Annotated in this window: 10 protein-coding genes; 4 read left to right on the plus strand and 6 right to left on the minus strand. The window is 61.5% G+C overall.

Going from position 1 to position 12,966, the window contains the following annotated elements:
- Positions 1 to 175 precede the first annotated feature (175 nt).
- The 3 genes from GRS80_RS00595 to GRS80_RS00605 all read right to left on the minus strand — a co-directional run bounded on the left by GRS80_RS00595 (position 176) and on the right by GRS80_RS00605 (position 5,696).
- On the minus strand, positions 176 to 1,084 hold the full coding sequence (locus GRS80_RS00595; RefSeq protein ID WP_160045858.1) for an ABC transporter ATP-binding protein: 909 nt from the start codon (positions 1,082 to 1,084) through the stop codon (positions 176 to 178).
- A gap of 213 nt (positions 1,085 to 1,297) precedes the next feature.
- Positions 1,298 to 1,477, minus strand: coding sequence for a hypothetical protein (locus GRS80_RS00600; protein WP_160045859.1), 180 nt, complete (start codon positions 1,475 to 1,477; stop codon positions 1,298 to 1,300).
- A gap of 262 nt (positions 1,478 to 1,739) precedes the next feature.
- Complete coding sequence (locus tag GRS80_RS00605) at positions 1,740 to 5,696, minus strand: DNA polymerase domain-containing protein (protein ID WP_160045860.1); 3,957 nt, start codon at positions 5,694 to 5,696, stop codon at positions 1,740 to 1,742.
- Positions 5,697 to 5,835: 139 nt separating this feature from the next.
- Here GRS80_RS00605 and GRS80_RS00610 point away from each other — a divergent pair, with 139 nt between their 5' ends.
- The 3 genes from GRS80_RS00610 (at position 5,836) to GRS80_RS00620 (ending at position 7,105) form a co-directional block, all read left to right on the plus strand.
- Positions 5,836 to 6,021 (plus strand): hypothetical protein, encoded by a 186-nt coding sequence (locus GRS80_RS00610; protein WP_149082606.1) that lies wholly within the window; start codon positions 5,836 to 5,838, stop codon positions 6,019 to 6,021.
- 92 nt (positions 6,022 to 6,113) lie between these two features.
- Positions 6,114 to 6,638 (plus strand): hypothetical protein, encoded by a 525-nt coding sequence (locus GRS80_RS00615; RefSeq protein ID WP_343161391.1) that lies wholly within the window; start codon positions 6,114 to 6,116, stop codon positions 6,636 to 6,638.
- Entirely contained in the window at positions 6,635 to 7,105 is a 471-nt protein-coding gene (locus tag GRS80_RS00620) for a hypothetical protein (RefSeq protein ID WP_160045862.1), read from the plus strand. The genes GRS80_RS00615 and GRS80_RS00620 overlap by 4 nt, the downstream gene beginning before the upstream one ends.
- A gap of 25 nt (positions 7,106 to 7,130) precedes the next feature.
- On the opposite strand, the gene rad50 is transcribed toward GRS80_RS00620, so the two are convergent.
- From rad50 to GRS80_RS00635, 3 genes are all read right to left on the minus strand, one after another.
- The gene (gene rad50, locus GRS80_RS00625) at positions 7,131 to 9,809 is read right to left on the minus strand and encodes a DNA double-strand break repair ATPase Rad50 (RefSeq protein ID WP_343161392.1); all 2,679 of its coding nucleotides are present in this window, start codon (positions 9,807 to 9,809) and stop codon (positions 7,131 to 7,133) included.
- Entirely contained in the window at positions 9,806 to 11,182 is a 1,377-nt protein-coding gene (gene mre11 / locus GRS80_RS00630) for a DNA double-strand break repair protein Mre11 (protein WP_160045863.1), read from the minus strand. Before mre11 ends, rad50 begins: the two co-directional genes overlap by 4 nt.
- A gap of 114 nt (positions 11,183 to 11,296) precedes the next feature.
- On the minus strand, positions 11,297 to 11,566 hold the full coding sequence (locus GRS80_RS00635) for a helix-turn-helix domain-containing protein (protein ID WP_149082611.1): 270 nt from the start codon (positions 11,564 to 11,566) through the stop codon (positions 11,297 to 11,299).
- A 124-nt stretch (positions 11,567 to 11,690) separates the two neighbouring features.
- Between GRS80_RS00635 and GRS80_RS00640 the strand changes: the two genes are divergently transcribed.
- Positions 11,691 to 12,908: a proteasome-activating nucleotidase gene (locus tag GRS80_RS00640; protein ID WP_149082612.1), complete on the plus strand. Its 1,218-nt coding sequence runs from the start codon at positions 11,691 to 11,693 to the stop codon at positions 12,906 to 12,908.
- Positions 12,909 to 12,966: the final 58 nt, after the last annotated feature.

Below are 12,966 nucleotides of genomic sequence, written 5' to 3' on the forward strand. Positions count from 1 at the left end.
GATGACCTCCTCTGTCAGGCCCTTCTCGGAGCGCACCGCGGCGTTCTCCTCTTTCTTGAACTCGAACCGGGCTTCAGTGTCGGTTTCTTTGAGGTGATCTTGTTCGGAACTCATAATGTGATTGTGTATGTGGTTACGGCTGTAGGGTTATTACCGTTGTTCTAGCTGAATTTGGTTACGCCGTACCGTAGACCTCTTCGCGGACCCAGTCGTACCCCTTGTCCTCTAACTCCTCGGCGAGTTCGGGACCGCCACTTTTGGCGATCTGGCCGTCGAGCATCACGTGGACGTGATCAGGCTCGACGTAGTCGAGAATGCGCTGGTAGTGGGTAATCTGGAGAATGCCGGTGCCCTGCTCGTCGCGAAGGGCGTTGATGCCGTTCGAGACGTCCTGCAGTCGGTCGATGTCCAGCCCGGAGTCGATCTCGTCTAAGACGGCGACCGACGGCTCGAGGATGGCGGCCTGGAGGACCTCGTTCTGCTTTTTCTCGCCGCCGGAAAAGCCCGCGTTGAGGTATCGGCGGGCGAACTTCTCGTCCATGTCGAGTTGCTCCATCTTCTCCTGGAGGATCTCCTGGAACTCGGCGACGCCGACCTCGCCGTCGTCCGCGGGACCCTCCATCGGCGAGCTCTCGAAGCCAGCGTCTTCCCCTTCTTCCTCCTCGCCGTCGTCGTCCTCGAAGAGTTCCTCGCGTTCTTCGATCTTGGCGTTGAGCGCCGTCCGAAGGAAGTTCGTCATCGTCACGCCCTCGATCTCGGCGGGATACTGGAACCCGAGGAAAACGCCAAGTGCGGCACGCTCGTTTGGCTCGAGATCCAGCAGGTTCCAGGTCCGTTGATCCTCGTCGATCTCGATCTCGTCACCGAACTCGTCGTCCTCGAGATGGACCAAGACCTCGCCGTCGGTGACCTCGTAAGCGGGATGTCCGGCGATGACCTTTGCGGTCGTCGACTTTCCGGAGCCGTTCGGCCCCATCAGGGCGTGGATCTCGCCCGATTCGACCTCGAGGTCGACGCCCTCGAGAATCTTCTCGTCGCCCTCAGCCACTTCCGCGTGCAGGTTGCGTAGTTCGAGACGTGCCATAGTACTCTGTCGTATGAAGGGTAGGCCGTCCGACTCATAACGGTTTCGTATCCTATTGGTTACGGTTTTGAATGTGGAATATTGGTTCGGCGAGAGGTGTTAAATTGTTCTCTGACACTAAAAATAGTTCCTCTATCGGGAATAGATGATGTCTATCTCACTGAAAACGCCTCACTCTCGCGTCAGGTCGTCGGATAATCGAGTGTCGACGAATCAGTCACCCCGGACCGTCGTATCGATCTCTCTCGTTTCCGGATTCGACGTTTGGTTCGCCTCGCGGGCAGCTCTGACGACGGTGTTGTCGACGACGGTGGTCGGTCCACTTCCATCGCGTTCGTGGACGCCGTAATCCGTGCCGGAGCGACAGTGGATTCGGTTGCCGGCTATCGTCACATCCCGACTGAACCGCCCGTCACCACGAACGATGATTTCGGCCGCCGTCTCTTCGTCTACGTTGTTCCGAATCAGTCGGTTCGGGTTCGACCAGCTTCACCGTCGCCTCGTGACGTCGCTCTCACTGGCACTCGTCTTCGCGACACTCACGTTCTCTCGTTACTTCCGATTCGGCACTAGGAGTCCGGTTTCGAATGCTCCGTTTCCCGGATGGTCACGGTTCGCTGTCGGAGCACAGACTGGGTTCGGTCGACCGACAGAACTACATGAAGCTGTCGAGTCCGGTCTGTTCCTGACCAGACTTGACCTCCTCCCAGGAGACGCCGAGTGCCTCGAGGATGCGCTCGATCGGTCCTTTGAGCGTCTTCTCGAGCATTTTGTCGTAGTCGACCTCGAACTCGTCGGGGACCTGGTCGTCGTACTCGAAGCAGATCACGTCGGGATCACGCTTGAACGCGCCGTAGAGGGGGTCGGTTTGTGGGTCGTGTCCGGCTTCGCTTTCCATCCGTCGGAAGAACGCTGGATCGACGCGGTCGAGGTACAGCCGCTTGGGTTTGCTGCCGCGCTGGAAGTTCGTCCCCAGCAGCAGGTTCGCGTACTTCGCACCCCGGACCTGGGCCGTGTCGGTGTCGTAGTTGTCCAGCCGTTTGCCGATCCCCCCTGGAATCGCGATCTCTTCGTACGAGACGTCTCCGGCGAGGACGTCCTCGATAACGCTGTTTACGTACTCCTTCGTGCCCTCGACGTCGCCTTCCTTGACGATCATCTCGATGACCCGGTGTTGGACCTCCTTGGTGATCGGAGCGATGTCCGAGCGCTGGTACTCGAAGCCGACGATATCGACGGTATCGACCTCTTTACCTTCCTTCCAGGTGATGTGGCCGGCGTAGCGTTTCTTCTTGCCGGCCTGGAAGAACCGCCGGTAGAGCTTCTCGAACTCGATCTGGAACCGATGGAACTCTGCGTTGAGTTCCTCTCGCGCGAAGTCGTCGTAGCGTCCGTTGATGTACTCCTCGATCTCGAACGATTGCTCGAGTGCCTCGTCTTTGGAAACGTCGGAACCGAGCTCGAGCATCACTGAGTCCGTGTCGCCGTAGGCGACCGTGTAGTCCAACTCGTTCGCCGCCGTTTCGGTGAACTCGATCACGTCGCGCCCGGTCGCAGTGATCGCGGAGGCCGCCTCCTTGTCGTAGAGACGGAATTGTTCCCATCCAGAGACGCCGTACAATGATTGACCGACGAACTGGAACGTTCCGTTTCGGCCTGCAAGCAGCGTATGATTGTCCTCGACAGTAACGCAGTGCACGCCGTTCTCGGCCGTACTTTGAGACGAACTTCGGTGCATCCGAAGCGTATTCTTCGAATCTTCCGTCACGTAGATTCGCCACGAACTGCTATCTCGGTTGTAGTTGGCCGTCAAACCGAGATGTGCACAGAGTCGGAGCACGTCGTCTCGAAGACGCTCGCTCGAAGTCGTGTATCGCCAGGAGTTCGTCTGTCGATCACCGTCGCCGTCGATAAGCACCTCGAGAAACCGACGCTTCTGTCGGCGACTACACTCGAAGACGAACTCCGGGATTCGTTTCTCGAAGCTGTCCTCGCCACAGTACGACGTAAGGAGATTCCCGAGTAATTTTGACGTGACCGTGTAGGAACGATTGTCAACGTAGTAGTCGAATCCCATTTGATCGAGCAGTTCACCGATTGTTGCGTGATGGTCGACGCCACCGTCAGCGATTGGCAGTTTATCTTGTGCCAGTTTCACCGTCGTCGCAGCGCCGCGGAAGTTCTCGCCGAACTGTTTGTCTTCGGAGGTGTAGACGTTCCCCTCGGTCACGAACCACGCGAGCAGGTCGAGGAACTCGTCTCCATCGTACGTTCGGGGTATCCACTTCCGGCCGGATTCGCGGTGAATGAAGCTCGTTTCACAGACATCCTCGATATATTCCCGGTGTTCCTCGAACTCGTCGGCGGTGAAGACGTATCCTACCGTTCCGACATCGGCTTTAGGCACGCGACGCGGCGTCCAACCTAACTCTGCGGTGAACGTATGTCCGTGAACGGACGGTCGAACCCAGACCTCGTACTCACCGTCGATCAGTTTGGTGAGGTCAATTTCCTCGATTTGCTCACCATCCGGCCCCTCCCAGTCGTGAGGGAGTTCATAGTTCGTCGCTCGGTCGAGGTTTCCGGCCTCGACGAAACTGTACTCGTCTTCCGTGATCCCGTTCGTCTCGTTCTTGCGGACGAGCATCCGGTGGTTCGGCGTCACACGGAAGTCGATCTTGCTCGTCTCGATGTCGATCAAATCACCCTCGTAGTCGGGATAGTCGTGCGTTTCGACGACAGGTTTGACCTCCAGTTTCTCTGTTTTCGGATCGAGCGAGTACACCTCGTCGCCGACCTTGAGATCAGTGATTTCACGAACACCGTCAGGAGTCAACACTTCGGTATCCGGCGTGAAGCAGTTCATGATAACCTTCACCGCACCCTGCTGGCGGTCGTACTGCTCGTACTCGAGTGAGCCGGGCTCGTGCTGGTTCCGAAGCTCCTTTTTCTCTTCGCGCTCGGCGAGCAGTTCCTCGATCATCTGGCGGTTCACGCCGTCGGGTTCTTTCTGGAAGTGGGTCCCCGTCGGCGCTTCGTATGTCTCGCCGTCGTACGCCTCGGGATCGACTTTCGTTTCCGGCGAGGCGTTGATCGTCACCATACACATCGGGTACAGCGACTTCAGGTCCAGGACGGTGACGTTCTCCTTGACGCCGGTAATCGGCTCGAAGACGGCTCCTCCCTCGTACTCCTCGCCTGCCTCTTGCTGGCCCTTCGAGGGCAGCGCGAACTGGCCGTACGCCTGGTGGAGGACGTACATGTCGACCGCGTCGCCGGGCGTCGGAGCGTCCTCGAGTTTACAGCCGACGAACGAGCGCACCTCGTCCCAGAACGGGATGATCGACTGCTGGCGGTCGAGTTCGACGCAGAGTTCGACGTCCCGGAGGTTGTACTCGAGCAACTGCGTCGGGTCGTCCTCCCAGAGGTCGCCGATGTCGCCGGTGTAGCGTTCCTTGCCGACGCCGAGTTCGCTCTCGCCGACGGCGTCGAGGCGGTAGGAGTCCAGTTCCGAGAACACCATCCGCTGGTAGCCATACAGCAGGTCGAAGACGACTCGGCCTTTGATGTCGGGCCCGCCCCAGTTGCTCCGCCAGACCTCGTCGACACGGGAGAGACGATCGATCGAGAGATCGTAGTCGTGGTGTGGTCCCTGCAGTTCCTCGAGGCGATCCAGGAAGTAGGGGGCGTCGAAATCCTCGAAATTCCATCCGGTCATGACGTCCGGGTCGGTTTCGCGGACGTAGTCGACGAACGCCTCGAGCATGGCTTCTTCCGCGTCGAAGGCCCGAACCGCGTGGTCGATGTCGCCCTCGATCGGCTCGTACTCGGTGATCTCGTCGGGAATGTCGCCATCGCCGTCGTCTGCCGCACAGACCCACATGACGTACTCGTCACGGTAAGAGTCGTGGCTGGTGAGACAGACGATCGATTCCTCGCCGTCCTCGGGGAAGCCGTGGCGGTCCTCGACCTCGATGTCGAACGTCAGGACGCGTGGGTCGGCGTCGACGTCCACGGATTCGACTTCGTCGTGGGGGACGACGAGCGAATCGTCGTCGGCGCGTCGTTCCGGAATGCGAACCCCGCTTGTGACGTCCTTGTCGATCAGAAAACGGTTCGGAAAGAGAATGTCCGCTTCGTAGTGTTCGAAGTCGTCACGGATCTGTCCGACGTCCCGTGGCGTCTGACCGAAGATTTTCGTGAGCTTCTCCCCACGGATACTCTCGTAGGGCTCGCCGTTCTCGTCTTTCTCTTCGCTTCTCGTGATCCGGTCGTACTCCTCCTCGGGCGGGCACTCGAGCGTGCTCGTGGGCGCATAGAAGTAGGGTTCGAAGCCGACGACCTGTACGTGCTCGAGTTCGCCGTCTGTGGTTCGACCGAACACGTGCATGATCGGCCGTTCCTCGTCGCCATAACCTGCGACCGTGTAGTCGACCTGCATCACGGCAAGCTCGAGTTCACCCTCAGGTTCGGGAAGGGTCTCAGCGACGACGTCGATCACGTCAGCGGCGTTCGATCCACCGTTTCCCGCGACGGCGACTGCCTCCTCGTCCGGCCGGTCTTCAGGCACCGCGGCGAACTCCGCGAGACCGGTCTGGCCCGCCTCAGTCATGATATTCGACTTTGCAACCCCCGGATAAAAACCCCTGCAATCCGACTGTAATGGGTCACGCCCAGTGCCGGTTCGTCGTTCGAACGTGATATGCCGTGAGCAAAAAGACATATAATATGGTAACACATAGCATGAATTGGTGTCTGATGTGTCTTCCTTGAACGACGACGACGTGATGGATCGGAGCGAGCGAGGAACCGTCCCCGAGGGAACCGCGACGATCGAGTGCTACGAGATTGACGACGGCGTCGTCTTCTACGATGCCGAGAACCCACTTGCCTGGGTCGAGACGTCCCAGACGCTCACGCTCGCGGATCTCGCCTGAACGTCTCGAGCGCCGTCGCCCCCCGTACGCCGACGGCAACCGTATCAGGTGAAACGCGAATCCTTTTGCTCTTGGTCACCGTCCGTTCGGACGTGATCGACGAACGGTCCAAGAACGAGCCGGACGAGTACGACCCGGAGGCGGAGTTCCGGGACCCCAACAGTGACTCGCTCACGATACCGCGCGTCGAGACCGAAGACGCCGGATCGACGCTCACCGAGGACCTGAAGTCGGATTTCGGTATCGGTTCGGGAAACCCACACGAGCCGTCGATCGATACCTCCGACGTGCCGGCGGAGCTCAAGCGAACGTTCTGGGCGATCGTTCTCGTCGTCAACGCGGCGGTCTTCGCCGTCTCACTCGGTGTCATTTTTCTGATCTTCCACGGGATTTCGAACCACGCGATCGCGCTGTTGGTCGGTGGCGTTCTCCTGTTCGGGATGGCACACCGCCGTTACAGGAACTACCGAGCGTCACAGGACGACTCGCGTTCCACTGACGGCCGGGACGAACCGAGGACGGACGGCGACGGAAATGAATCCGATCTGTCACGCTCCGAAACGACTTCAAGGGACGTCTCCGAAGGGTACACACCGGACGACACCGACCATTCATGAAAACCGTCCAGGACGACACCGGCAAGCGGTACCTGTTGCTTAAACGATCCGAACACGCGAGTCTCGTTCGTGACCCACAGAACGGAAACGAGTGTTACGTCCAAAACGACCGACTCGAGTCGATCGACGGGACTGGCACACTCGAGGCCACAGCATGGACCATCTCCGAACCCGTTCGGACATTCCTCACGACCGTCCACGACGAGGAGACGCTCGGCTTGCTCCTCGAACTCGACGATCGCGGTCCGCTCCGGGTCAAAACGTTACTCGACAACTACGACCTCTGTGAGAGCGACCTCCACGGTCGGCTCACGGTGTTGACAACCGCAGACTTACTCGAGGAGGTGGACGTCAGCGGCGAACGCGGATACCGACTCACCGAACGATGTGAGACTGCCCTCGAGTCGATACTGGCTGCAGAAGGCCGCCAGAGCCAACCGGCGACCCGCGTCGAAGGCGAATCGTAACGCCGGCAGGTTCCGATTTCGACTGCTACTCCGCCGCGAGCAGCGCCGCTTCCGGGGGCTCACCACGCTCGAGCCGGGAGCGATTCGACGTGGCGTCTTTCTCGACGCGAACCAGCGAGTCCGCCGCCCCGACGAGTTCTTCGTCGTGGCTGACGACGACGATCTGTTCGACCCCGAGTTCCCGCATCGATTCGACGAGTGCGATGAGCTGGGTGACGTGCCCCGAATCGAGAAAGACCGTCGGCTCGTCGAGGATCAACGGCGGCATCGGCGCAGCCCCCTCGACGCCTTCGGCGAGCAGCCGGTAGATCGCACACCGCAGACTGAGGTTGAACAGCGCCCGCTCGCCGCCAGAGAGCTGCTCGGGGTCGAGACACTCGCCGTCTTTCTGATACACGGTCAACCGGTAGTCGCCGTCCAGATCGATCGAGGCGTACGAGTCGTTCCGATAGACCAGGTCGAACGTCTCGTTGAGCAGGCGCTCGAGCGTCTCGACGTTTCGCTGGCGAAGCTCCGCTCGAAGATCCCCGTACGTCGTCTGCAACGTCTGTGCTTCCTCGTACAACGACTCGAGTCGATTCGCTCGGTGCTCGAGGCGCTCGAGGCGCTCGCGAAGTCGCTCGAGTTCCTCGAGTTCGTTCTCGACCGCTCCGATCGCGTTCTGGACGTCGTCGTGTCGGTCCTCGAGTTCCGCGAGCTTCTCGTCGACTTGCTCGAGGTAGCGTTCGGCGTTTTGCTTGTCTTCACGGGCCGTCTGGACCCGCTTTTCGTCGAACTCGGATTCGAGGTCGCGTTTGCGCTCGCGTTTGCTCGAGAGCGTCTCGCGGCGCTCGTCGTTCAACTGCTGCCAGTCCTGTCGGCGTTCGCGGAGGTTCTCGACCTCGGTCTCGAGATCGTCGTGTCTGTCGTCGATATCCTCGATACAACGCAGTGACTCCAGTGTGTCCTTGATCTCGCTTCGCTCGCCGTTGATCTCGCCAAGTTCGGCCCGCTTCTCGGCGAGGTCGTCCTCGTGGTCGTCGGCCTCCTCGCGTTTCGCGTCGGCGTCGGCCTCGTACTCGTCGGCGTCCTCGAGCAGTTGCAGACGCTGCTCTCGGCGCTCTGCGAGCGTCTCGCGTTTCTCGTCGAGTAACTGTGTGACGGTATCGCGGTTGTCCTCGAGCCGGTCGACGCGGCGTTCGGCCTCGCGGAGGTCCTCGGCGCGTTCGATCCGCTCGTCGAGACCGTCACGTTCGGCTTCGAGGTCTGCGAGGCGTTGTTCGAGCGTCTCGAGTTCCTCGCGTTTGTCCTCGAGTACGTCGACGTGTGGCGAGTCCGCCACGGGTTGGCCACACTCGGGGCACTTCCCCTCCTCGAGGAGTCGTTCGCCCTCGTCGATGGCGTTCTCGGCGGCTCTGATGTCGGCAGTGACGTCGCCGATCTCGTCGGTCAGCGCCTCGCGTTCGCCCTCGAACTCCTCGAGGTGGGCGGCAGCGTCGCCGAACTCGATCGGCGCCGCGTCGAACCGCTCGCGGATCGACTCGATCTCGTCGTCGAGTTCCGCGAGTTTCTCCTCGCGCTCTGCGATGTCGTCTTCGTCGCTGTCGATCCGTTCGCCGAGGTCGTCGGCGTCCGTGCGGGCCTTGGCGGCCTGGGACTCAAGATCGTCGGCCTCTTCGCGGAGTCGCTCGATCTCGCCGCTGGTTTTCGTGATCGCGACCCGGACCTCCTCCAGGTCGTCCCGCAGATCCTCGTCGCGAGTCTCGAGATCGGCGATGTGCTCTCCGACGTCGTCGGGGTCGCCACGTTCGAAGTCGACCTCGCTCAGCCGTTGCTCGCGTTCGTCGGCCAGTTCCTCGCGTTCGTCTTCGCGGTCCCGGATTCGGTCTTTCGCGTCCTCACGCTGCTGGGACGTCTCGGATATCTTCGACCGCAGCTCCTCGATTTCGTCCTCGAGATCGGCGATCTCTTCGCGAGTCTCCTCGTGGCGCTCGAGGACGTCCTCGGCCGCGTCGCGCGTTTGCTCCGCCTGCTCGCGTTGAGTCTCGTAGTGGTCGATCTCCTCCGAGATCTCGCTGCGTCGTGACTCGAGACCGTTCAGTCGCTCGTGGAGCTCCTTGTCCTCTTTCCGTTCGACCTGCGTGCGGACGTCCTCGAGGACCTCCTGTTGGCCGTCGAGTACCGTTTTGACGCCGAGACGGGCATCGCTCGCCCGTTCGCGGTACTCCTCGAGTGCGCCGAGTTGCAGGAGGTCGTCGATCATGTCCTGGCGCTCGCTCGGCGAGGCGTGGATGAGTTTGTTGACCTCGCCCTGGCGGACATACGCGCAGTTGACGAACGCGTCGGCGTCCATCCGCAGGAGTTCCGTCACTCGCCGACGAACGTCGCGGGCGCCCTCGATCGTCCGGTCCGGTGTCTCGAGGACACACTTCGTGGTGGTCGCCCGGTCGCCCCGAAGCGAGAGGCGGCGTTCGACGTGGTATTCCCGGCCGTCGTGGGTGAACCAGACCTCGATCTCCGCGCTGTCCTCGCCGATCGTGATGACGTCGTCGAGCGTCCGATCGTCGAGCGCCTTCGAGCCGTACAGTGCGAAGAAGACTCCCTCGAGCAGCGTCGACTTGCCGCTGCCGTTGACGCCGTGGACGACGGTGACGCCGTCCTCGAGTCGCAGGTCGGCGTCGCCGTAGCACTTGAAGTTTTCCAGGCGGATTCGGTCGACTCTCACGCGAAATCACCCAGCGATGCGTCCGCCGGTTCGTCGACCGGTTCTGTCTCTTCGGCCTGCTCGGTCGTATCGTTCCCCTCCGGGGAACCGACTTCGGTCGCGGCGTCGTCCTCCTCGTCGGCGGCAGTGTCCTCTCGGTCGGCGTCGTCGCCCTTCTGCTCGGAGGTCGTGTCCGCTTCGTCGCCGTTCTCGCCTTCCGTATCCGAAAGGTGGTCCGCGACGGTCGTCACCGTCTCCGGATCGCGTTCGGGTGCCGGGTCAAACGCCGCGTCGTCGTCCTCGAGCAGGTCTCGAACCCGCCGTTCGACCGTCTCGCGGACGTTCGAGTCCGGGAGTTCGTCCTCGCGGACGGTGCGATCGATCTCGAGGGCGGCGTCGCTGAGCCCGAGTTCGCGGACCCGCTCGCGGACGGCGTCGTCCGGATCGGCGAAGCTGACCGAGACCGCCTCGTCCTCGTCGGGGAGGTCGCGACGGTCGTTGACGCGGGCGACGAGTGCCCCGCGGTCGGTCGCCAGTTCTTCGATCGCTGCGGGTGCGATCGGCCGGCCTGCCCCCTCGATCGTGACGACGACGACCGCGTCCTCGAGGTCGTGTTGCCGGACTCGCTCTTGAACGCGGTCGACGCCTTCGCCCTCCTCGAGTTCGACGTCGACGAAGACGAACTCGCGGGTCGAGGGGAGCCCACGGCGGCTGATCGTGACCTCCTTCTCGAACTCGACGATGTTGTAGCCCCGGTCCTCGCGCTCGCTGGCGCTCGCACGCTCGGTCGATCCGCAGTAGGTGACCCAGGTGTCACAGACCTCGGCCGTGTCGGGGGTATGGTTGTCCCCGAGCAAGAGGGCGTCGAAGTCGACGGTCGACTCGGAGAGCAGGCGCTCGGTGTTCCAGTCGGCGTGGGCAAACGGCTCGAAGAGGCCGTGGCTCACGAGCGTCGCGTGATCGGCCTCCGCGGGGACGGGATCGAACTCGTAGCTGAGGTCGTCCCGTCGCGACCGGGGAACGAAGTCGAGCCCGTAGAAGGCGGCGTCACCGACCACCGTTGGCTCGGCACCGAGTCTGGTCGCGAGGCCGAGGTCGGCAAAGAGGTCGAGCCACTGAGCGTCGCGTTTCCCCTCGTGGTTGCCGACGACGGCCAAGAACGGAATGTCGGCGTCGGCGAGCGTCCGGAGTACGTCGACGGTTCCCTGGAGGTCGATTAGCCCCGGCCGGCGGTCGTGAAAGAGGTCACCCGCGTGGACCACGGCGTCGACGTCGTCGTCGACCGCGTCCTCGACAACGCTCCGGAACGCCTCGAGGAAATCCCGTCGTCGTTCGGGCGCGTTGTACTGTTGATACCCGATGTGGGTGTCGCCCGTATGTATCACCCGCGTCATCTATCCCTCCATTGGCGTGTCGCCCCTATAGGGATTCCGCGACCGGAGCGAAAGTAAAGGGGCGTCTCGATGTCGGAGCTGTACACCCGAAGCGAGAGAGAAACGGAGAGTGCGTTAGGCGTCGATATCCAACGTGTAGAGGCGTTTTCGCGCGTCGGAGAAGGAAAACCGGGAGTCGATCACGTTCTCTTCGTCGAGGCGGTTCAGCGCGTAGCGAACCGTCCGCGAGGGGAGAAGCGTCTCGTCTGCGATCTGCTGTTGGGTCATCGTCTCGTTGTACTCTAAGACCTTCGCGACGAGTTTCGCACTCGGCGGGAGATCGCGAACGTCGTCCCACGTCCCTCGTTGCTCGGCGTCCTGTCGAAACGTCTCTGAAGCACTCATCGTATGCCTATTCCGAATACGAGGTAATAATATTTACTGTTTCGTTTAATGCTTGGGAGTTATCACCCACGACGGATCGTTTCGACCCGAAGCCTCTTATGAACCAACACCCAAAGCTTGGGTGATGACCGACACTGTGGACGACGTCGACCTCCCATACGACGAGGACGAGGCGTCCCAACAGGAGAAGATCCAGGCGCTCGAGGAACGGCTGGAGATCCTCGAGGCGCAAAACGAGGAGATGCGAGACAAACTCCTCGACGCGAACGCCGAGAACAACAAGTACCAGCAGAAACTCGAGCGGCTCACACACGAGAACAAGAAGCTCAAGCAATCCCCGCTGTTCGTCGCCACGATCCAGGAGATCACGGACGAAGGCGTCATTATCAAACAACACGGGAACAACCAGGAGGCGCTGACCGAAGTCACCGACGAGATGCGCGAGGAACTCGAACCGGACGCGCGCGTCGCGGTCAACAACTCACTCTCTATCGTCAAGTCTCTCTCGAACGAAACCGACGTGCGCGCTCGCGTGATGGAAGTCACCGAGAGTCCGGACGTCAGCTACGAGGACATCGGCGGCCTCGAAGAGCAGATGCAGGAGGTCCGCGAGACCGTCGAGATGCCCCTCGAGAGCCCCGAGATGTTCGACGACGTCGGAATCGATCCGCCGAGCGGCGTGTTGCTGTACGGCCCGCCGGGGACGGGCAAGACGATGCTCGCGAAGGCCGTCGCGAACCAGACCGACGCCACCTTCATCAAGATGGCCGGCTCCGAACTCGTCCACAAGTTCATCGGCGAGGGCGCGAAGCTGGTGCGTGATCTGTTCAAGGTCGCCCGCGAGCACGAACCCGCGGTGATCTTCATCGACGAGATCGACGCCATCGCCGCAAAACGGACCGAGTCGAAGACCTCGGGCGACGCAGAGGTCCAGCGGACGATGATGCAACTCCTCAGTGAGATGGACGGCTTCGAGGAACGCGGCGAGATCCGCATTATCGCCGCGACCAACCGCTTCGACATGCTCGACCGCGCCATCCTTCGGCCCGGTCGCTTCGACCGCCTCATCGAGGTGCCCAAGCCGAATCAGGAGGGTCGCGAGATCATCTTCGAGATCCACACCCGCGGCATGAACGTCGCCGACGACGTCGAGTTCACCGAACTCGCGGACGAAGCGGACGAAGCCTCCGGTGCCGACATCAAGGCGATCTGCACCGAAGCAGGGATGTTCGCCATCCGCGACGACAGAACCGAGATCAGGATGGAGGACTTCCGTAGCGCCTGGGAGAAGATCCAGGCCGACTCGGACGCATCCGACGAAGTCTCCAAGACGTTCGCCTAGACCCTCTCCGTTTTCCGCTTCGAATCGCGTTTTCGCGATCGCTTGACCTCGAGTCGCG

This window comes from Natrialba sp. INN-245, from assembly GCF_009807105.1.
Taxonomy (GTDB): Archaea; Halobacteriota; Halobacteria; order Halobacteriales; family Natrialbaceae; genus Natrarchaeobius; species Natrarchaeobius swarupiae.

Bases quoted from the DNA above. Each gene is read 5' to 3' on its own strand.
- GRS80_RS00620 (WP_160045862.1), top strand. From the start codon at position 6,635: ATGAAAACCGTCCAGGACGACACCGGCAAGCGGTACCTGTTGCTTAAA.
- GRS80_RS00595 (WP_160045858.1), bottom strand. From the start codon at position 1,084: ATGGCACGTCTCGAACTACGCAACCTGCACGCGGAAGTGGCTGAGGGC.
- GRS80_RS00605 (WP_160045860.1), bottom strand. From the start codon at position 5,696: ATGACTGAGGCGGGCCAGACCGGTCTCGCGGAGTTCGCCGCGGTGCCT.
- mre11 (WP_160045863.1), bottom strand. From the start codon at position 11,182: ATGACGCGGGTGATACATACGGGCGACACCCACATCGGGTATCAACAG.
- GRS80_RS00640 (WP_149082612.1), top strand. From the start codon at position 11,691: ATGACCGACACTGTGGACGACGTCGACCTCCCATACGACGAGGACGAG.
- GRS80_RS00635 (WP_149082611.1), bottom strand. From the start codon at position 11,566: ATGAGTGCTTCAGAGACGTTTCGACAGGACGCCGAGCAACGAGGGACG.